Below are 20,161 nucleotides of genomic sequence, written 5' to 3' on the forward strand. Positions count from 1 at the left end.
GGGCCGGCCACCAGGTCGGCGAGGTGTCCCAGGGCGTGCTGTTCCCCAAGCACCGCACCGATCTGATCGGCTGCGCCGTGACCGTGCAGCGGATGCTCGCGGGCGAGATCGAGACGATGCGGGTCCCCGCCAACCCGCTGGACATCCTGGCGCAGCAGACGGTGGCGGCCGCCGCCCTGGAGCCGCTGGACGCCGACCGGTGGTTCGACACGGTGCGCCGCAGCGCGCCCTTCGCGACGCTGCCGCGCAGCGTGTACGAGGCCACCCTCGACCTGCTGTCGGGCAAGTACCCCTCGACCGAGTTCGCCGAGTTGCGTCCCCGCCTGGTCTACGACCGCGACACCGGCACGCTGACGGCGCGGCCGGGCGCGCAGCGGTTGGCCGTCACCTCCGGCGGCGCCATCCCGGACCGCGGCATGTTCACCGTCTACCTCGCCAGCGAGTCGGAAAAGCCGTCGCGCGTGGGCGAACTGGACGAGGAGATGGTGTACGAGTCCCGGCCCGGGGACGTGATCTCGCTGGGCGCCACCAGCTGGCGGATCACCGAGATCACCCACGACCGCGTCCTGGTGATACCGGCGCCCGGCCAGCCGGCCCGGCTGCCGTTCTGGCGCGGCGACGACGCGGGCCGGCCCGCCGAGCTGGGTGCCGCGCTGGGCGCGTTCACCGGCGAGCTGGCCGGCCTGGACCGCGACGCCTTCAACGCCCGGTGCGCGGCCCTGGGGTTCGACGCCTACGCCACGGACAACCTGTGGGCGCTGCTGGACGAGCAGCGGGACGCCGCCGGCGTGGTCCCAACCGACACCACCCTGCTGGTCGAGCGGTTCCGCGACGAACTGGGCGACTGGCGGGTGATCCTGCACTCGCCGTACGGGTTGCGGGTGAACGGGCCGCTGGCGCTGGCGGTGGGCCGGCGGCTGCGCGAACGCTACGGCCTCGACGAGAAGCCGACCGCCTCCGACGACGGCATCGTGGTGCGACTGCCGGACATGCTGTCCGATGCCGGCGAAACCCCGCCCGGCGCTGAGTTGTTCGTCTTCGACGCCGACGAGATCGATCCGATCGTCACCGACGAGGTGGGCGGTTCGGCGCTGTTCGCGTCGCGGTTCCGCGAGTGCGCGGCCCGTGCCCTGCTGCTGCCCCGCAGGCACCCGGGCAAGCGGTCGCCGCTGTGGCACCAGCGCCAGCGGGCCGCCCAGCTGCTTGACGTGGCTCGCAAATACCCCGACTTCCCGGTGGTGCTGGAGACCATCCGCGAATGCCTGCAGGACGTGTACGACGTGCCCGCCCTGGCCGCCCTGATGGCCGGCATCGCGCAGCGCAAGGTGCGGGTGCTCGAAACCGAGACGGCGCGGCCGTCGCCCTTCGCGGCCTCCCTGCTGTTCGGCTACGTCGGCGCCTTCATGTACGAGGGCGACACCCCGCTGGCCGAGCGCCGGGCGGCGGCGCTGTCGCTGGACAGCACGCTGCTCGCCGAGCTGCTCGGCCGGGTCGAGCTGCGCGAGCTGCTCGACCCGGACGTCATCGCCGCGACCGGCCGCCAGTTGCAGCACCTGTCGGCGGACCGGGCCGCGCGCGACGCCGAAGGCGTCGCGGACCTGCTGCGGCTGCTGGGCCCGATGACCGAGGACGAGGTCGCCGCCCGGGCCGGCGGCGCCGAGGTGGGCGGCTGGCTCGAGGGCCTGCTCGCCGCCCGGCGGGCGCTGCCCGTGTCGTTCGCCGGCCGCAGCTGGTGGGTGGCCATCGAGGACATCGGCCGGCTGCGCGACGGGGTCGGGGCGCCGGTTCCGCTGGGCGTGCCGGCCGCGTTCACCGAGGCGGTGGCCGACCCGCTGGGCGAGCTGCTGGGCCGGTACGCCCGCACCCACACCCCGTTCACCACCGCCGCGGCCGCCGCCCGGTTCGGGCTGGGACTGCGCGTGACGGCCGACGTGCTGGGCCGGCTGGCCGCCGACGGCCGCCTGGTGCGCGGCGACTTCGTCGCCGCCCCGGAAGTCTCGGAAACCTCCGCGACGGGCGGAGGCGAACAGTGGTGCGACGCCGAGGTGCTGCGCGTGTTGCGGCGGCGTTCGCTGGCCGCGCTGCGCGCGCAGGTCGAACCGGTGAGCACCGCCGCGTACGGACGGTTCCTGCCCGCCTGGCACCGGGTGGCCTCGCCCGGTTCCCCGGGCCACTCGGGACTCGACGGGCTGATGTCGGTGGTCGACCAGCTGGCCGGTGTCCGGATGCCGGCCTCGGCGATCGAACCGCTGGTGCTTGGCCCACGGGTCCGGGACTACTCCCCCGCCATGCTCGACGAGCTGCTCGCCACCGGGGAGGTGACCTGGTCGGGCGCCGGGTCGATTTCGGCCAGCGACGGCTGGGTCGCGCTGCACGTAAGCGATTCCGCGCCCTTGACGCTGGCCGGGCCGGCCGAAATCGACTTCACCGAAGCCCACCGCGCGATCCTGGACACGCTGGCCGGCGGCGGCGCGTACTTCTTCCGTCAGCTGGCCCAGAGCGGCATCCCCGACGCCGAACTCAAAGCCGCGCTGTGGGAGCTGATCTGGGCGGGCTGGGTCACCGGCGACACCTTCGCGCCGGTGCGCGCGATGCTCGGCGGTGTCGGCAACCGCAAGCGCGCGGCCCCGGCGCACCGGTCACATCGCCCGCCGCGCCTGAGCCGATACAGCGTGGCGCATGCGCAATCCCGCCCCGCCGACCCCACGGTGGCGGGCCGGTGGTCGGCCCTGCCGCCACCCGAGCCCGATTCCACGGTGCGCGCCCACTACCAGGCGGAGTTGCTGCTGGGCCGTCACGGCGTGCTGACCAGAGGCGCGGTGGCTGCCGAGGGTGTCGCCGGCGGATTCGCCACGCTCTACAAGGTGCTGAGCACCTTCGAGGAGGCCGGCCGGTGCCAGCGCGGCTACTTCGTCGAGTCGCTGGGCGGCGCCCAGTTCGCGGTCGCCTCGACCGTCGACCGGCTGCGCAGCTACAGCGACGGGATCGACCCCGAGCGACCGGAATACCGGGCCGTCGTGCTCGCCGCCGCCGACCCGGCCAATCCCTACGGCGCCGCGCTGCCGTGGCCGGCCCCAGGCGGGGAGGGCGCACGGCCGGGCCGCAAGGCCGGCGCGCTCGTCGTGCTGGTGGACGGCCACCTGGCCTGGTTCCTCGAGCGCGGCGGGCGGTCACTGCTCACCTTCACCGACGACCCGGCGGCCCACCATGCGGCGGCCGCGGCGCTGGCCGAGTTGGTCGCCTCCCGGCGCGTCGCGTCGATTCTGGTCGAGCGCATCGACGGCGCACCGGCGTTGCAGCCCCAAAACGGGCCCAGCCCGGTGGCGGACGGCTTGCAGGAAGCGGGCTTCGCCCGCACACCACGCGGACTGCGACTCCGGTAAGGCCGCGCCAGCCATGCCCGAAGGAGACACCGTCTGGCACACCGCGGCAGTGCTGCGCGAGCACCTGGCCGGGCGCACCCTCACGCGCTGCGACGTCCGCGTCCCCCGGTACGCGACCGTCGACCTCACCGGGCAGACGGTCGACGAGGTGCTCAGCCGAGGCAAGCACCTGTTCATCCGGGTGGGCCGGGCGAGCATCCACTCGCACCTGAAGATGGACGGCAGCTGGCGGGTCGGCGACCGGCCGGTGCGGGTCGACCACCGGGCGCGGATCGTTCTGGAGGCCGGCGCCGTCCGCGCCATCGGCGTGGACCTCGGCGTCCTGGAGATCCTGGAGCGCGACCGCGACGGGGACGCCGTCGCCCACCTGGGGCCCGACCTGCTGGGCGACGACTGGGACGCCGGGCTGGCCGCCGCCAACCTGGCCGCGTACCCGGACCGCCCGCTCGCCGAGACGCTGCTGGACCAGCGAGTGCTGGCCGGAATCGGCAACGTGTATGCCAACGAGCTGTGTTTCGTCAGCGGACACCTGCCCACCGCCCCGGTGAGCGCGGTCGCCGACCCGCGCCGGCTGGTCGCCCGTGCCCGAGACATGTTGTGGCTGAACCGGTCCCGCTGGAACCGCTGCACCACCGGCGATACCCGGGCCGGGCGGCAGCTGTGGGTCTACGGGCGCGCCGGGCAGGGTTGCCGTCGCTGCGGCACCCCGATCAACTACGACGACGCCGGGGAACGGGTCACGTACTGGTGCCCGTCCTGCCAGCGCTGACGCGACCCGCCACTAGTCCCGGGCGTGCGCCAGGAAGAATTCCGCGATGGCCTCCGACCCGTCGAGCGCGCGGGTGGTGGGCCCGATGATCGCCTTCGGCAGGTATTGTCTGCCGCCCGGCCACGTGTGCCCGCCGCTGTCGATCTGGTAGAAGATCACCTCGGTGGACGCCGCACACGCCGCGGAGTCGAAGCGATGCACGACGGTGCCGTCCCCGACGTTGGGCAGCGCCTGCACCGAGGGGTCGCCCTGGCATCCATCGGCCGAACGCCACTTGTTCACCATCGTGGTCGCGGAGACGGAGTGGCTCAGCCCGCCTCGGCCGCGCACGGCCCCACCGTTGAACGGCACCAGCGGGTCGGCGGTGCCGTGGGCCTCCCAGACCGACACCGGCCGCGACGGATTGCACGCCACCCCGACGCCCAGGGTGCCCGCCACGGGCGCGACCGCGGCGAACACGTCGGCGCGGTCGCACGCCAGCCGGTTGGACATGAAGCCCCCGTTCGACATCCCCGTGACGAAAACGTGCCCGGGGGCGATGCCGTAGTCATTCTGCACCTTGTTCACCAGGCCCACCAGGAAGCCGACGTCATCGATGTGCCGGCGATCCGCCGGCGACGCCCCCCGCCCGTCGGCCCAGCTCTTGTCGTAACCGTCTGGATACACCACGAGCAGGTTGTGGGCGTCGGCGACCGCATCGAAGCCGGTCAGCCCCCGCTGACCGTTCCCGGTACCGCCGCCGCCGTGCAGGCTCAGCACCAGACCGACCGGGCTACCCGGCGGCACATGTAGCAGGTAGGTTCGATCCATGCCGCCGGAACGGAACGTGCCGGAAGCATCCCGAGCGGTGGCCGCCGAGACATGCCGCACACCACAACCCACCAAGCACACCGCTACAACGGCCACTGACAACCAACGCACGTACGGCATATCGTCAATACACCGACGGAGCCGATGCCGGAGCAAACCCGGGTGTGGCGATGATCGCAATATCATTGATCCTGCACCGTGCGCCGCCGCAACGTGCGAATAATATTCGGGCAGCCCCCGCGGTCAACGAGCAACGGCACTTCGATGTCACGGGAGTATCAGAAATGACGAGGACCCAGATTCGCAACCCCAGCCTGCTGCTGTTGCTGTTGGCTGCCGGGGTTGTCCCGGCCGCCGGGCTGCTGGGCGCGCTGGGAGCGGCCCCGGCCGCGCAGGCGAGCGCGGCCGATGACGCTTTCCTCGCGGCACTGACGTCCAAGGGCATCAACTACGAGTCGCCCGAAACCGCCATCCGGTCCGGTCATTTGGTGTGCCAGGAACTCGAGTCCGGTGAATCGCCGCAACAGGTGGCCAACGACGTCATGACCAACAGCCACCTCGATGGCTATCACGCCGGCTACTTCGTGGGCGTGAGCATCCGGGCGTACTGCCCGAAGTATCAGGCCTGAAATTTACAGGCAGTTGACAGGCTCGTGACAAGCGCGCCGGTAAAATTGAGCCTGAACCTATCTCGAGAATTCGAAGGCCAAATGATTCCTAAACTTTTGGTCGGCGTTGCACTCACCCTCGGCGCTGCAGGTTGGACGGCAGCATCGGCAAACGCCGACCCAAGCCCCTTCAGCACGCTGAGTTGCAGTTGCCAGGAGACGGCTCCGGCGGGCAGCACGACCCTGACGGACAAGGTCGATCGGGGAATCCAGCAAGGCCTTTCGGATCTGCCGGCCATCGCCGTCGAGCACTGACACTCACTTTCGCGTCCGCCGCTCGATGTAGTGGTAGCGCGCGGCCCGTCGGCGGATGCGATACGCACTTCCGCGCGTGCGGTGCGGCTGCGCGACGGCGTGCATCGGCTCGCTGTAGAACAGCAGCTTGCCCAGCTCCACCAGCACCAGGTAACAGACCACGAAGGTGCCCAGCGCGGCGAAGAACTGCCACGGCAGCGGCGTGAAGCCCAGGGTGCGCGCCAACGGCGAAATCGTCAGCCCGGCGCCGACCGCCACCACGGTGAGGCTGGTGACGGCGAGCAGCGCGCTGGGCCGGCTGCGAAAGAACGGCACCATGCGCGTGCGAATGACGAAGATGATCAGCGTCTGCGTCGCAAGCGATTCCACGAACCAGCCGGTCCGGAACTCGATAGCACCGGCGTGCAGCACGCCCAGCATCAATCCGAACGTCAGGAAGTCGAACAGCGAACTGATCGGGCCGAAGATCAGCATGAAGCGGCGGATGAACGCGACGTTCCAATGCGACGGCGCGTGCAGCTGCGCCGCGTCGACCCGGTCGGTCGGGATCGCCAGCTGCGAGGTGTCGTAAAGCAGGTTGTTGAGCAGGATCTGGCTGGGCAGCATCGGCAGGAACGGCAACAGCGCCGACGCGGCCGCGGCGCTGAACATGTTCCCGAAATTGCTCGACGTGCCCATCAGCACGTACTTGATGGTGTTGGCGAAGATGCGGCGCCCCTCGGCCACACCGGTGGCCAGGACGCTGAGGTCCTTCTCCAGCAGCACCACGTCGGCCGCGTCCTTGGCCACGTCGGTGGCGCTGTCGACGGAGATCCCCACGTCGGCGGCGTGCAGGGCGAGCGCGTCGTTGACGCCGTCGCCCAGGAAGCCGACCGATCGGCCCTCGCGCCGCAGCGCGGTGATCAGCCGCTCCTTCTGCTCGGGGGAGATGCGCGCGAAGATCGTGTTCTTCCGCGCGGTGCGGGTGAACGCGCGGTCATCCAAACCGTCGAGCTGTGCGCCGGTGACGGTGCCCTTCGACGCCAAACCCAGTTCGGCGCAGACCTTTTCGGCGACCCGGGGGTTGTCCCCAGTGGCGATCTTCAGCTCGATGCCCAGCTCGGCCAGTTCGGACAGTGATTGCCGCGCAGCGGATTTGGGCTCGTCGGCGAAGACCAGGAAGCCCACGAGCGACAGGTCGCACTCGTCCGCCCGGGTGAGCGTTGTCAGCGACGGCGCCGGTTTGGTGGCCACGGCCACCACCCGACGCCCGGCGCCGAACAAGCCCGCGAGGGTTTCCTCGGCCGCCGACGGGACCGCGCGGCACTGGGCCAGCACCTGCTCAGGCGCCCCCTTGACCACCAGCACCCGGCCTCCGTCGTCGTCGACCAGCGCCGACGTCGCCCGGCGTTCATGGTCGAACGGCAGCATCGCAACCCGTCGCGCGGCCCCGGGCACCAATTGGTGCGCCTGCGGCGACTCCCAAAGCGCGGCGTCGAGCGAATTGGCGCTGGCGCCACCGGTTTCCGGGTCCACATCGGTGGCCAGCAGTCCCAGCCGGCGGACCGCGTCGCTGTGCGCACCGGCGGGATCGACCGAGTCCACCAGACGGATCCGGCCCTCGGTCAGGGTCCCGGTCTTGTCGGTGATCAGGATGTCGATGTCGCCGAGGTCTTCGATGCACACCAGCCGCTTCACGAGCACCTTCGCTTTGGCCAGCTGCCGTGATCCGGTCGCCAGGCCGGTGCTGACGACGGCGGGCAGCAGCTGCGGCGTGATCCCGACCGCGATCGCGAGCGAGAACAGCACGGAGTCGATGATGGGCTTGGCCAGCAGTAGGTTGCTGATCAAGATGATCACCATCAGCGCGACGGCGACCTGGAGCAGCAGGTAGGAAAAACGGCGCAACCCGACCTGGAAAGCGGTTTCGGGCTGGCGTTCGTCCAAACCCGCTGCGATTCGCCCGAATTCGGCGTTTTTCCCGGTGGCGTACACGACACCGGTGCCCTCGCCCGCACTGACGATTGTGCCCATGAAGGCCAGGTCGGTCGCGTCAGCCACGTCGGTTCCGGCAGGCACCGGTTCCGGTGACTTCTCCGATCCGGTCGATTCCCCGGTCAGGATGCTTTCGTTGCATTCCAGACCGTTGACGTCGATCAGCCGGACATCGGCCGGCACGGCCTCCCCCAGCGACAGCCGGATCACGTCGCCCGGGACGAGCGCGGTGACGGCGATCGCGACGAACTTCCCGTCGCGGCGCACCACGGCGTTGTGGTGCACGCTGGCATGCAGGTCGGCCGCGGCCCGCTCGGCGCGGTATTCGTTGATGAAGCCCAGGCCGATGCTGGCCGCCAGGATGATGCCGATGATGACGGCCTGCATGCTGTCGCCCAGGAAGTACGAGACCACCGCGGTGCCGGCCAGCAGGATGAGCACGGCGTTGCGCAGTTGACGGCCCAGTACCGCAAGGACATTGACGCGGTGGGTCCGCACCGCGTTCGGGCCGTAACGCGCCAGCCGGGCGGCGGCCTCCGTGCCGGACAACCCGGTCGCCGAGCTGTCCAGCCGGCGCAGCACCTCGTCGACGGGCGCGGCGGCGACCAGCGTCGCGTTCGGGGCCGCGGACTCGGTCAGCAGGTCAGCAGTCATAACCAGTCGCGCCGTTTGAACATCACGTAGATGACCACCATCAGGACGAAGATCAGGGTGGTGCTGGCCAGGAAGCCGGCGAGGTGACCGAAGCCCGGGTAGGGCACGTTCTGGCCGTAAAAGCCCGTGATGGCGGTGGGAACGGCGATGATGGCCGCCCATCCGGTGAGCTTCTTCATGATGGTGTTGAGCCGGGCGTCTTGCAGCGACAGATTGGTTTCGAAAATCGTTGTGACCATGTCGCGCAACGACTCCGTCCATTCCGACACGCGGAGCACGTGGTCGTACAGGTCTGCATACAGCGGGTCCAATTCGGGGGCGGTGCCGACCTCGTGGCGGTGGTGCTGAATCGAATTGACGACCTCCCGCATCGGGAGCGCCACCCGCCGCAGGGCGACCAGGTCGCGTCTCATCTGAAACGTCCTGCGCTGAAAGCTCGCCTGCCGCGGCTTGCCGTCGAACAGCTCGTCTTCGATGTCTTCGATGCAGTCGTCCAGGGCTTCCACCGCCGCGAAGTGACTGTCCACCACGACGTCGAGCAACCCGTGCACCAGGGCGCCCACCCCGTACTGCTGGGCACCGATCTCGTCCCAGCGCCGGGTGACCGCGGCGATGTCGAAGTCGGGCGTCAGGCGCACGGTGATCAAACCGCGGGGAAGCACGAAGGCCGAGATCCGCTGCATGGACAGCATCCGCCGCGGCTCGTCGGTGGCTTCGTCCGTGACGTGCACGGCATAGACGGTGAAGAAGGTGTGGGTTTCGTATGCGGTGGCCTTGACCCGCTCGGCCGCCGCCACGGCGTCTTCGACGGCCCACCTGTTGAGGCCGAGTTCGTCTGCCAGCGCGCAGAACGCGTCGTGGTCCGGCTCGCACAAATCCACCCAGACCAGGGCGTCGGGCTCGCGGAGGTACTCGGAGATGTCATCGAAGGTGAACTCGTCCTGCGGCTTGCCGTGGCGCCACAGGCGTCCTTGGATGTTGGGCGCGACTTGCACGAGGCCATCCTCTCAGCCGAGCCCGCCCAGCGCCTCTCAGTAGGTGGAGATTTCATCCTGAGCCGGCAGGTCACCGCTGACCATGAAGACGACCCGGCGACCGACTTCCACGGCATGGTCGGCGAAGCGCTCGTAGAAGCGGCCCAGCAACGCCGCGTCCACGGCGACCGGAATATTGTCGGTCCAGTCCTTGTCCAGCAGCACGCTGAACAACTGCCGGTAGAGCTCGTCCATCGCGTCGTCTTGTTCGCGAAGCCGCGCGGCCTGCTCTGGGTCGCGGGATATCAGCACCTGTTTTGCGCTGTCGCCCAACGCGATTGCCACCTTGGCCATGTCGGCGAAACACGCGCGGACCTTGTCAGGAAGTACCCGATTCGGGTGTTCCCGCCGGGCGATCTTGGCGACGTGCACGGCCAGCGCGCCCATGCGTTCGATGTCGGCGCTGAGCTGTACGGCGCTGAAGACTGCGCGTAACTCCCCGGCCACCGGTTGTTGCAGCGCCAGCAACGCGAAGGCTTCCCGCTCCGCTCGCGCGCGCATCACCACCAAGCGGTCGTGCTCCCGGATGACCTGTTCGGCGGCGTCGAGATCGGCCTCCAACAGGGCCTGGGTCGCCCGCCGCATGGCCTCGTTGGCCAGGCCACACATCTCGCTGAGCTGGACGGTCAACTCGGATAGCTGGTGGTGATAGGCAGTTCGCATAGCGCAACGGTGACGCAACGCGAGGCGATTTCACAAGGGACGAAAGCCACCCGAAAAGGGCCTCAACGACTCCTCCCCCGCGCGCCACCGCGGGTTAATCTGCCCCTACTACCATGCCGAGAACACTCGGACGATCCAGCTGAGCCGGGAGAGCACGGTGAGCACACGACGCGGGCTGCCCGGCCTGGGCATGCTGTTGGCGCCGTTGCGTGTCGCCGCGGTGGGTACCGAGATCGCCGCCGGCACCGCGCTGTTGGGCGGCAACGTCGCGATGAGCATGGGGAGGTCCCTGGTGCGCGCCACGCCGGACGTTCCGGCGCTGACCCGCGCGGCCGCGAGTGCGGTGCTGGAGGCGGCGGGCGGCCCACCGGCGCGGCGCACCAGCAGCAACGGCGCGCGGCACTGGATCGAGGTGCGTGGGCTCGAGAGCGAACATGCCGCGGCGATCGCGACCGATGTGTTGGCGGCCGTCCGCGCGACACCCGGCGTGCGGCAGGCCTATCTCAACCGCACCCTCGCGCGGGTGGTGGTCACGGTCACCGACGGCGGACCCTCGGCCTCGGCGCTGAGCCGCACCGTCGCCGGCGCCGAAGGACGGCGCGCCGGCAGGCACCTGCCGGCCAGCCTGCCGGGCGACGACGCGCTACTGATGGGCCGGATGGTCGCGGCCACGGCCGCCTCTGTGGGCCTTGGCCTTTCACTTACCGGCAGTCTGCTGCGGCTGCCCCGACTGCCCGACTTGGTGGCCGTGCCGCCGACGGTCGCCGACCACCTGCCGCGGCTGCGCAGGGAATTGGAGCGACGCCTCGGGCCCGATGGCACCGATGTGTTGTTCGGCATCGTCAACGCCACCACCGCCGCCTTGACGCTGTCGCCGACGGCGGCGGCCGCCGAGGCCGCCACCCGCACCATGCTGGCGGCCGAGGCGTGGAACGGCAGGCTGGCGTGGTCTCGGCACGAGCCCGGGTTGGCCGACCGCCCGGTGCCCGACGACGCGAGCGCGGCGCCGACCGCCAACCCGGCCCCGCCCGACGGGCCCGCGGAACGCTACGCCAACCGCATCGGCCTGGCGGGCCTCGGCGCCGCCGCGGCGGTCGGCCTGCTCACCCGCAACCCGGATGCGGCCGGCGCCGCCGCGCTGGCCGCCGTCCCCAAGCCGTTGCGCACCGTGCGGGAAGCGTTCGGTTGCACGATGAACCGGGGTCTTTCCACCCTTCACGACACGCTGGTGCTGCGCCCGCGCGTGTTGCGGACACTCGACCGGATCGACGCGATCATGGTCGACCCGCGCGCGCTGTACACCGACGAATTGACGGTCAGTCGCGTACTCGGAGTGGACAATTCGGCCCGCGCCCACGCCTGGGAGGCGGTTCGGGCCGCGCTCGAGCGCGACGGCCTCAAGCCTGGATGGCACCCGCTGGCCGACATACCCGGGGCAGGCAGCGTCGGCGAGGCGCTCATCAGCCCCGTCCGCGATCCGTTCGCCGCCGCGGTGCTGACCGAGGCGCGGCGGTCGCAGCCGCGCGTCTATTCCCTCGACGACGACGGATTGCGTTCCCTGGCACAGGGATTCGACCAGCTGTATCCGGCGGACGGGTCGATCGACCACGCGGTGGCGGCGGCCGTCGCGGAGCTGAAGGCCGCCGGAAACACCGTTGCGCTGTTGACCACCTCGGACATGGGGGCCGCGCACCGGTCCGACGTGACGATCGGCCTGTTGCGGGCCGGACACTCCCCGCCCTGGGCCGCCGACGTGATCGCGAAAGACCTCACCGGCGCGTGGCGGTTGTTGCACGCGCTGCCCGCCGCGCGCGCCGCCACCGACAACGCCGTCCGGTTGTCGGCGTCGGCTTCGGCGCTCGGCGCGCTGATGCTGATTCCCGGTGTGCCCGGGCGCAGTTCGGCATCGGTCAACGTCGGCATGGCCGCCAGCCTGTGGTTCGGGTACCGGGCGGCCGTGAAGACGCTGCGCGATCCGCTACCGGAGCCCGAAACCAGCCACGACTGGCACGCGCTGCCGGTTGCCGACGTGCAGCGGCTGCTGCCCCGCCCCACCGAGGAGGAGCGCGAGGAGACGGCCGCCTGGTGGCAGCAGGTGCCACCGGTCCGCGCGCTGCACGACGCGGGCGTGGCTTCGTGGGCACTCGTCCGCGATTTCGCCGACGAGATGCGCGGCGACCTGGCGGACCCCATCACCCCGCTGCTGGCAACCGGCGCGGCGGCCAGCGCGCTGCTCGGCTCACCGCTGGACGCGGTGCTGGTGGGCAGCGTGCTGTTGGTCAACGCCGCCTTGTCGGCCGAGCAGCAGCTACACGCCGAGAACACCCTGAATCGCCTACTCGCCGTGCAGGATCCGCCGGCGAGGCGGCGCGTGGGCCCGCTGGATGCGCACCGCCGCGAGAAGATTCCGACCAAGCGGCTGCGGCTGGGCGACATCATCGAAGTTCATGCCGACGAGGTGGTGCCCGCGGACGCCCGGCTGCTGCACGCCTCGAACGTGGAGGTCGACGAGTCGACGCTGACCGGCGAATCGCTGCCGGTGGCCAAACAGACCGATCCCACGCCGGGCGCCCCGCTGGCCGAACGGACCTGCATGCTCTACGCGGGCACCACGGTGGTCGCGGGGACGGCGGTGGCCGTGGTGACCGCGGTGGGGTCGCGGTCGGAGATGCGCCGGGCGCTGGCGATGGCCCCGCGGAAGATGCAGGAGATCGGGCTGCAGCGCCAGCTGCGGCACATCACCCGTCGGGCCCTGCCGTTCAGTGTGGCCGGCGGGACCCTGGTGGGGCTGCTGAGCGTGGCGCGGGGCACGGGGTTGCGCGAGGCGGTGTCCAGCGCGGTCACGCTGATCGTCGCCGCCATCCCCGAAGGCCTGCCGCTGGTGGCGACGCTGGCCCAGCTGGCCGCCGCGCGCCGGCTCACCGGCGAATCGGTGCTGATCCGCAACCCGCACTCGGTGGAGGCGCTGGCGCGGCTGAACGTGGTGTGCTTCGACAAGACCGGGACGCTGAGCGAGAACCGGCTGAAGGTCAAGGCGGTGCACCCGATGGCGGGCTACAGCCCGGGCGCGGTGCTCGATGCCGCGCTGAGCACCAGCTATGCCCGGCACACGCACCGCGTCGATCACGCCACCGACGACGCGATCCACCGCGGAGCCGACGATCCCGCCCTGCGCGGCGACGGCTCCGCGCCGCAACGACTGACCCGGGACGCGTTCCTGCCGTTCCAGTCCGGCCGCCCGTTCGCCGCCGCGCTCGTCGGCACCCGGCTGACCATCAAGGGCTCACCCGAGGTGCTCGCGACGGCGCTGCTGCACGACGACCACCCCTTGACCCAACAGGTCGACGAGATGGCGGCCCGCGGACTACGGGTGCTGGCGGTGGCCGAGCGGCAGCTCAGCGAAAGCGAAGCCGCCGCCGCGGCGAAGGATCCCGACCGCCTCGAGGCCCTGTGCGGCACCGGGCTCACCCCGATCGGCCTGCTGGGCCTCGCCGACACCCCGCGGGCCGCCGCCCCCGCGTTGCTGAAGGAACTCGGCGAGCGTGGCATCGGCATCCGGTTGATCACCGGTGATCATCCGGCGACCGCGGCCGTGATCGCACAGGAGCTGGGCATCGACGTCACCGCCGACCAGGTCATCACCGGCGGCGACTGGGAGGCGCTGTCCGCCGACGAGCGGGCCGCCGCGGCGGCGTCGCGGGTGGTCTTCGCGCGCATGACGCCGGAAAACAAGATCGACGTGGTGCAGACCCTCGAGCGGGCCGGGGTGGTGACGGCGATGGTCGGCGACGGCGTCAACGACGCCGCCGCGATCCGGGCGGCCAGCGTGGGCATCGGCGTGGCCGCGCGGGGCAGCGACGCGGCCCGCACCGCGGCCGACGTGGTGCTGCTCGACGAACGGATCGAGGCCCTGCTCGACGCGCTCGACGAGGGCGAGCAGCTGTGGCGGCGCGTGCAGTCGGCGGTGTCGATGCTGTTGGGCGGCAACCTCGGCGAGGTGTGCTTCGCCCTGATCACCACCGTCCTGACCGGGCGTTCGGTGCTCAACGCCCGCCAGATGCTGTTGGTCAACATGCTGACCGATGCGCTGCCCGCCGCCGCCCTGGCCGTCAGCCCCCAGACGGGGACCGCCGACGTCGACCGCGACGAGGCGGCGATGTGGCGGGCGATCGGAATCCGCGGGGCCGCGACCACCATCGGCGCCACGGCCGGCTGGGCGATGGCCAGCGTGACCGGCCCGCCGCGCCGCGCGGCGACGGTCGCGCTGGTCGCATTGGTCGGTGCGCAACTCACCCAGACGCTCGTCGATTCGCGCGCCCCGCTGGTGGTGTTGACGTCGGTCGGCTCGCTGGGCGCGCTCGCGGTGGTGGTCAGCACGCCGGGGCTCAGCCAGCTGTTCGGCTGCACACCGCTGGACCCGTTGGCCTGGGGTCAGGGCCTGCTCGCGGCGGCGGCGGCCAGTTCCCTGTCCGCGGCCGCACCCGATCTGCTGCTGCGCGCGTCGCAGGGCGTGCAGCGGCGGTGGCTCGGCGGCGAGCCCGCGACCGAACCCGAAAGGGCACAAAGTCCCACCACTGCGGTGCCGGAGACCCTGCCGGGTGCCGACCGCGCCGACCACGATTGAGGCGTGCACATGCAAAATCGCTTACAGCTCAAGCCCTATCGGTCCGTATCGGAGCACATCGACGGCGCCTGGTGGCCGCGAACGACGAACCTGGTCGACGAGCTGCCGGAGCTGCTGACCGCGGTGTCCGAGCGCCTGGGCCCGGTCGTGATGGTGGGCTACCGCCGCAACGGCTGGAAGGAGACCCCCGCGCTGGTGCAGATCGGCGGCCACACGGTCGAACTGCTGGCCTTCACCAGCGACGAGCCGTCCAGCATCATCCTGATCGGGGAGAACGGCCACCACCTCACACTGCACGTCATCCGCCCGGATGCCGGCGACGAGGTGGCCCGTGAAGCGCTGGAGCAGGCGCGGGTGCCCGCCGACGACGGCGTGCCGTCGCGCAGCCGGTCGACCGTGGCGCGATCCGTGGCCGACGTCGCCGAGAAGCTGGCCCGCCACGAGGGGCTTGGCGACGAGCAACGGACCGCGCAGATCAGGCGCTGGTCCGAAGAGGCCGCCGAGCAGTTCGTCGACGCGCCCGTCCAGACCTTCGTGCCGATCCTCGTCGAACACATCGTTCGCAACCGCATGATGGAGTCCCGCAGAGAAGCCCCGTCGGTGCTGCCGGCGAGCCACCCCTGAGCGGTTGAGCGCGTTCGGTGGACGCCGCGCTGATCGACCCTGACCCCGCGCTCCTCGACGCCACCGCCGTCGTCGAAAAGCTGAGCACCGACGCCGAATTCGGCCTGACCACCGCGGAAGCCGCCCGCCGGCTCGCCGCCGTCGGCGCGAACGACATCGCGAGCGTTCCGCCGCCACCGGCCTACCGAAGGCTGCTGGCGCAGTTTCGCAGCCCCCTGATCTACCTGTTGCTCGCCGCGCTGGTCGCCTCCCTCGCGGTCTGGGTCGTCGAGGGGGGCGACGGCTGGCCCGTCGACGCCGTGGTGATCGCCGTGATCGTCGTCCTCAACGCGATCCTCGGCTACGCGCAGGAGACGCGCGCGGAGCGCGCGGTCCTCGCGTTGGCGCGGATGGCGGCGACCTCGGCGACCGTCCTCCGCGACGGCGCGCGCAGCACCGTTCCCGCGAGCGAGGTGGTGCCCGGCGACGTGCTGCTGCTCGCCGAGGGTGACGCCGTGGCGGCCGACGCCCGGCTGCTCTCGGCCACGGGGCTGGAGGTGTCGGAGGCCGCGCTGACGGGCCTGAGTGAACCGGTGCTCAAGAATGCCCGGACGCTGGCCGGGCCGTCGGCGCTCGGGGACAGAGCGGACATGGTGTTCAAGGGCACCGCGGTCAGCACCGGTGCCGGGCGAGCGGTGGTGACCGCCACGGGGATGGCGACCCAGACCGGACAGATCGCCGGCCTGGTGCGCATCGCCGACCATGAGCCCACCCCGTTGCAGCGTGAGGTCGCCCGGGCCAGCCGGCTGCTGGGGATCGCGGTGCTGGTGATCGCCGTCGTCGTGGTCGCGACCATCCTCCTGGTTTTCGGCATTCACAGCGCCCACGACGTGGTGACGGCAGCGCTGCTGGGTGTATCGCTGGCCGTGGCGGCCGTACCGGAAGGCCTGCCCGCCATCATGTCGGTCGTCCTCGCGCTGGGAATGCGGCGGATGGCCGGCCAGAACGCCGTCGTCAAGGAGCTGTCGTCCGCCGAGACCCTGGGGTCGGCGTCGGTGGTGTGCTCGGGCAAGACCGGCACGCTCACAGCCGGCGAACTGACGATCGTGCGGGTTGTCACCCCCGTTGGCGAAGTGAGGGTCACCGGCGCCGGCTATCGGCCCGAGGGCCGCCTCGAACGTGGCGGGGCGGCGCTGGACGAGGGCGACGACCTGTGGCGCCAGGCGGCGCTGGTGCTCGACGGGGGCGCCGCGGCCGCCAGCGCCACCCTCGACGCGGACGACGGTCGGTGGACGGTCCGGGGTGATCCCGTCGAGGGGGCCTTCCTGGTGGCCCGCGGGAAGCTCGGCGACGGGCCGCGCCCCACCCCGGCCGGCGTGACGACCGGCGACCCCGACGAGGTGCTCGGCCGTTGCACGCACCTGCGGGCCGGTGACCGGCTGGCTCCGCTCGACGACTCGGCACGAGCCACAATCCGCAGCGATGCCGAGCGGCTCAGGCTCGACGCCCTGCACGCCGTGGCGGTCGCCCACCGGTCGAAGGGGGACCTGGTGTACCTGGGCATGGTGGGGATCACCGATCCGCCGCGACCGGAGGCGGCGGCGGCCATCGCCGAGGCCCGCCGCGCCGGGGTCAGGGTCGTGATGATCACCGGCGACCATCCCCAGGCCGCGGCGCGCATCGCCCGCCAGCTGGGTATCGAAGGCGGCGAGTCGGCGGTGTCCGGCGCTCAACTCGCCGCCCTGAACGACCAGGAGCTGCGGGACACGGTGCGCCTGCACTCGCAGTTCACCCAGGTCAGTCCGGCGGACAAGCAGCGCATCATCGACGCGTTGCAAGCCGAGCATGAGATCGTCGCGGTGACCGGGGAGGGGATCAACGACGCGCCCGCGCTGAAATCGGCCGACATCGGCATCGCCATGGGCCGCAGCGGCACCGAGGTCGCGAGGGAAGCGGCGAACATGATCCTCGCCGACGACAACTTCGCGACCATCGTCCAGGCGATTCGGGAGGGCCGGGGCATCTTCTCGAACATCAAGAAGACGCTGCGCTACCTGCTGTCATCCAACATGGGGGAAATCTTCACCGTCTTCTTCGGCGTGGTGCTGGCCGGCGCGATCGGACTGACGCAGGGGCATACCGTCGCACTCCCGCTGTTGGCCACGCAGATTCTCTGGATCAACCTGCTGACCGACGGCGCACCGGCCCTGGCGCTGGGTGTGGATCCGCACACCGAAGACGTGATGAGCCGGCCGCCACGCGCGGCGTCGGATCGGGTCATCGACGCCCGGATGTGGAACAACATCATCGTGATCGGCGCGGCCGTCGCGGCCGCCACCCTCGTCACGATTCACCTGTACGCGCCCGGCGGACCCCTGCCGTCGTCTCTGGACACCGCGCGCACCGCGGGCTTCACGGTCTTGGTGATCGCCCAGCTGATCAACACCATCAACGCCCGTTCGGAAACCCGGACCGCGTTCCGCCGGTTTTTCGCCAACGGGTGGTTGTGGGCGGCGATCGGGTTATCGGCGCTGCTGCAGGTGGCGGTTGTTCAGCTGCCGGTCCTCAACACGGCCTTCACCACCACGCCGCTGTCGGTGAGCCAGTGGCTGGTGTGCGTGGCGATGGCCAGCACGGTCTTGTGGGTGAGCGAGATCCGCAAGTTCATCCTGCGCCGCCGGACAGCACGGCCGTGATCGCTTCGACGTCTGCCGGGCTCGGCAATCCCCAGCCGGGCTGGTAGCCCAACAGTTCGTTGACCCGCACCGTCTTCATGTCGACGTCGAGCAGCTCGATGGCGTCCAGCGGCACCAGCGCCGGATGGACGTAGCCGCAGGTGCGGGCAAGCTGCAGCAATTCGAAGCGCAGGGTGGCGAGATAGTTGGCGCAGCGCACCGACTTCAGCAACGGGTCGAGGCCGTGCTGCAGCCACGGTGACTGGGTGGCGACGCCCGAGGGGCAACGGCCGGTGTGGCAGCGCTGGGCCTGGATGCAGCCGATCGAGAACATGGCGGTTCGGCCGACGTTGATCAAGTCGCAGCCGGTGCCCAGCGCCAGGAGCGCGTTCTCCGGGATGCCCAGCTTGCCCGACCCGATGAACACCATGTCGTGGTGCAGCCCGTGCTCGGCGAAGGCCCGGTAGACCCGGGGCTGCGCCCATTTGAACGGCAGGGCGACGTGGTCGCTGAAGACCAGCGGGGCGGCGCCGGTGCCGCCCTCGCCGCCGTCGACGGTCACGAAGTCGACGCCCGTCCCGGTGCGGGCCATGCGCGCGGCCAGGTCACACCAGAACCGTTCCTCCCCGACCGCCGACTTGATGCCGACCGGCAGGCCCGTCTCGGCGGCGATGGTCTCCACCAGCTCCAACAGCCCATCGACGTCACGGAACGCGGAATGGCCGGCGGGGCTCCTGCAGTCCACCCCGACCGGAACGCCGCGGATGGCGGCGATCTCCGGGGTGACCTTGGCTCCCGGCAGCACGCCGCCCAGGCCGGGCTTGGCACCCTGGCTGAGCTTGATCTCGATGGCGCGGATGGAGGGCGTGGCCGCCACCCGGTCGATCAGCCGCGGCAGGCTGAAGCGGCCGTCGTCGTCGCGGCAACCGAAGTAGCCGGTGCCGATCTGCCAGACCAGGTCGCCGCCATTGAGGTGATACGGCGACACCCCGCCCTCGCCGGTGGTGTGCAGGGCGCCGGCGAGGGCCGCGCCCTTGTTCAGGGCGGTGATGGCCGCGCCGCCGAGCGCCCCGAAGCTCATCCCCGAGATGTTGACCACCGACGACGGGCGGAAGGCCTTGGCGCGGCCCCGCGCGCCGCCGAGCACCTTGGCCGCCGGCAACGGCACCGTCGGGTCGGGATGCTCGGGTTCGCCCACCGGCGCCGCGACGGGAAACGCCGCGTGCTTGATGATCGGATAGTTGTGCACCCGCTCCAGGTCGTTGTCGGTGCCGAAGCCGAAGTACCGGTTGGCCAGCTTCGACGACGTGTACACCCAGCGACGCTGGTCGCGGCTGAACGGCCGCTCCGCGTCGTTGTCGGTGACGATGTACTGGCGCAGTTCCGGGCCGACCGCTTCCAGCAGGAAACGCAGGTGCCCGATGATCGGATAGTTGCGCAGGATGGTGTGGCGGTGCTGCAGCAGGTCCCACCCCGTCAGCCCGGCCAGGCCGCCGCCGACCAGCGCGGCCACCACCCGGGATTTCAAGAATCGAAATCCGTGTATACGCCCAGCAGGTCGCGGGCCGAGACGATGCCGGCCAGCGCGCCGTCGCGCTCCACGAGCACGTGGCGGATGTAGCGGTCCATCATCCGGGCGGCGACCTGGTCGACCGAGGCTTCGGCGTCACACCACACCAGTTTCGTGCTGGCCACGTCGGAGGCCGCGGCGGTGGCGAGGTTCCGGCCGGCGGCCACCGCCCGCACGATGTCGCGCTCGCTCACCAGCGCGACCGGCCGTTCCTCGTCGCCGATCACGATGGCTCCCACGTCGCAGGTCACCATGGCCCTGGCGGCGTCGGCGATCGTGGCGTCGGCGGGGACGCGGGCCACGGGGTCACCGGTGATGGTGGAGATCGGGATGGACCCCGGCGTAGATATTTCAGTCACGCCTCTAATGCTCGCCAGACGGCGGCCGGCCTTCTAGTGACCTGAGTCCTCAATCCGCGTCCATCCGGCCCTAGCCCGCGTCGGACTGCGCGACCAAGCTGGCACGCATGGACGCTGCAC

Annotated in this window: 13 protein-coding genes; 7 read left to right on the plus strand and 6 right to left on the minus strand. The window is 71.0% G+C overall.

Going from position 1 to position 20,161, the window contains the following annotated elements:
* Both A5711_RS00535 and nei2 read left to right on the plus strand, forming a co-directional pair.
* Nucleotides 1-3,383, plus strand: a 3,383-nt coding sequence (locus A5711_RS00535) for an ATP-dependent helicase (RefSeq protein ID WP_067943027.1), incomplete at its 5' end; no start/stop codon positions are given.
* Between the two features lie 13 nt (nt 3,384-3,396).
* On the plus strand, nt 3,397-4,152 hold the full coding sequence (gene nei2 / locus A5711_RS00540; protein WP_067943030.1) for an endonuclease VIII Nei2: 756 nt from the start codon (nt 3,397-3,399) through the stop codon (nt 4,150-4,152).
* Nucleotides 4,153-4,164: 12 nt separating this feature from the next.
* On the opposite strand, the gene A5711_RS00545 is transcribed toward nei2, so the two are convergent.
* Nucleotides 4,165-5,082, minus strand: coding sequence for a PHB depolymerase family esterase (locus tag A5711_RS00545; RefSeq protein ID WP_067943032.1), 918 nt, complete (start codon nt 5,080-5,082; stop codon nt 4,165-4,167).
* A gap of 164 nt (nt 5,083-5,246) precedes the next feature.
* On the opposite strand from A5711_RS00545, the gene A5711_RS00550 reads away from it, so the two are divergent.
* Together A5711_RS00550 and A5711_RS25875 are read left to right on the plus strand one after the other, a co-directional pair.
* The gene (locus tag A5711_RS00550) at nt 5,247-5,591 is read left to right on the plus strand and encodes a DUF732 domain-containing protein (RefSeq protein ID WP_067943035.1); all 345 of its coding nucleotides are present in this window, start codon (nt 5,247-5,249) and stop codon (nt 5,589-5,591) included.
* A gap of 24 nt (nt 5,592-5,615) precedes the next feature.
* On the plus strand, nt 5,616-5,885 hold the full coding sequence (locus A5711_RS25875) for a hypothetical protein (protein WP_231987396.1): 270 nt from the start codon (nt 5,616-5,618) through the stop codon (nt 5,883-5,885).
* A 3-nt stretch (nt 5,886-5,888) separates the two neighbouring features.
* Here A5711_RS25875 and mgtA read toward each other — a convergent pair whose 3' ends face one another.
* The 3 genes from mgtA to phoU are packed head-to-tail and all read right to left on the minus strand — an operon-like array spanning nt 5,889 to nt 10,210.
* Nucleotides 5,889-8,513 carry a magnesium-translocating P-type ATPase gene (gene mgtA / locus A5711_RS00555; RefSeq protein WP_067943038.1) on the minus strand — a complete coding sequence of 875 codons (2,625 nt, stop codon included), beginning with the start codon at nt 8,511-8,513 and terminating at the stop codon, nt 5,889-5,891.
* Complete coding sequence (locus tag A5711_RS00560) at nt 8,510-9,508, minus strand: magnesium transporter CorA family protein (RefSeq protein ID WP_067943040.1); 999 nt, start codon at nt 9,506-9,508, stop codon at nt 8,510-8,512. The genes mgtA and A5711_RS00560 overlap by 4 nt, the downstream gene beginning before the upstream one ends.
* Before the next feature lie 36 nt (nt 9,509-9,544).
* Nucleotides 9,545-10,210 carry a phosphate signaling complex protein PhoU gene (gene phoU / locus A5711_RS00565; protein WP_067943042.1) on the minus strand — a complete coding sequence of 222 codons (666 nt, stop codon included), beginning with the start codon at nt 10,208-10,210 and terminating at the stop codon, nt 9,545-9,547.
* A 190-nt stretch (nt 10,211-10,400) separates the two neighbouring features.
* Here phoU and A5711_RS00570 point away from each other — a divergent pair, with 190 nt between their 5' ends.
* The 3 genes from A5711_RS00570 to A5711_RS00580 are packed head-to-tail and all read left to right on the plus strand — an operon-like array spanning nt 10,401 to nt 18,133.
* On the plus strand, nt 10,401-14,834 hold the full coding sequence (locus A5711_RS00570) for a cation-translocating P-type ATPase (protein WP_082975615.1): 4,434 nt from the start codon (nt 10,401-10,403) through the stop codon (nt 14,832-14,834).
* A gap of 9 nt (nt 14,835-14,843) precedes the next feature.
* A complete protein-coding gene (locus A5711_RS00575) occupies nt 14,844-15,458 on the plus strand; it encodes a DUF5994 family protein (protein WP_067943044.1) in 615 nt (204 codons plus the stop codon).
* 17 nt (nt 15,459-15,475) lie between these two features.
* On the plus strand, nt 15,476-18,133 hold the full coding sequence (locus A5711_RS00580) for a cation-translocating P-type ATPase (protein WP_067943046.1): 2,658 nt from the start codon (nt 15,476-15,478) through the stop codon (nt 18,131-18,133).
* Here the strand turns inward: A5711_RS00580 and A5711_RS00585 are convergent.
* Nucleotides 18,102-19,640, minus strand: a complete 1,539-nt coding sequence (locus A5711_RS00585) for an FMN-binding glutamate synthase family protein (protein WP_067943048.1) — start codon at nt 19,638-19,640, stop codon at nt 18,102-18,104. The two genes, A5711_RS00580 and A5711_RS00585, sit on opposite strands and share 32 nt — an antisense overlap.
* On the minus strand, nt 19,637-20,041 hold the full coding sequence (locus tag A5711_RS00590) for a CBS domain-containing protein (protein WP_067943051.1): 405 nt from the start codon (nt 20,039-20,041) through the stop codon (nt 19,637-19,639). The genes A5711_RS00585 and A5711_RS00590 overlap by 4 nt, the downstream gene beginning before the upstream one ends.
* Nucleotides 20,042-20,161 lie beyond the last annotated feature (120 nt).

Origin of the sequence: Mycobacterium sp. E2238, assembly GCF_001672665.1 — a bacterium.
Classification (GTDB): Bacteria; Actinomycetota; Actinomycetes; order Mycobacteriales; family Mycobacteriaceae; genus Mycobacterium.

Excerpts from the sequence above, each read along its gene's own strand:
- phoU (WP_067943042.1), bottom strand. The coding sequence starts at position 10,210 with ATGCGAACTGCCTATCACCACCAGCTATCCGAGTTGACCGTCCAGCTC.
- A5711_RS00575 (WP_067943044.1), top strand. The coding sequence starts at position 14,844 with ATGCAAAATCGCTTACAGCTCAAGCCCTATCGGTCCGTATCGGAGCAC.
- A5711_RS00570 (WP_082975615.1), top strand. The coding sequence starts at position 10,401 with ATGCTGTTGGCGCCGTTGCGTGTCGCCGCGGTGGGTACCGAGATCGCC.
- A5711_RS00545 (WP_067943032.1), bottom strand. The coding sequence starts at position 5,082 with ATGCCGTACGTGCGTTGGTTGTCAGTGGCCGTTGTAGCGGTGTGCTTG.
- nei2 (WP_067943030.1), top strand. The coding sequence starts at position 3,397 with ATGCCCGAAGGAGACACCGTCTGGCACACCGCGGCAGTGCTGCGCGAG.
- mgtA (WP_067943038.1), bottom strand. The coding sequence starts at position 8,513 with ATGACTGCTGACCTGCTGACCGAGTCCGCGGCCCCGAACGCGACGCTG.
- A5711_RS00550 (WP_067943035.1), top strand. The coding sequence starts at position 5,247 with ATGACGAGGACCCAGATTCGCAACCCCAGCCTGCTGCTGTTGCTGTTG.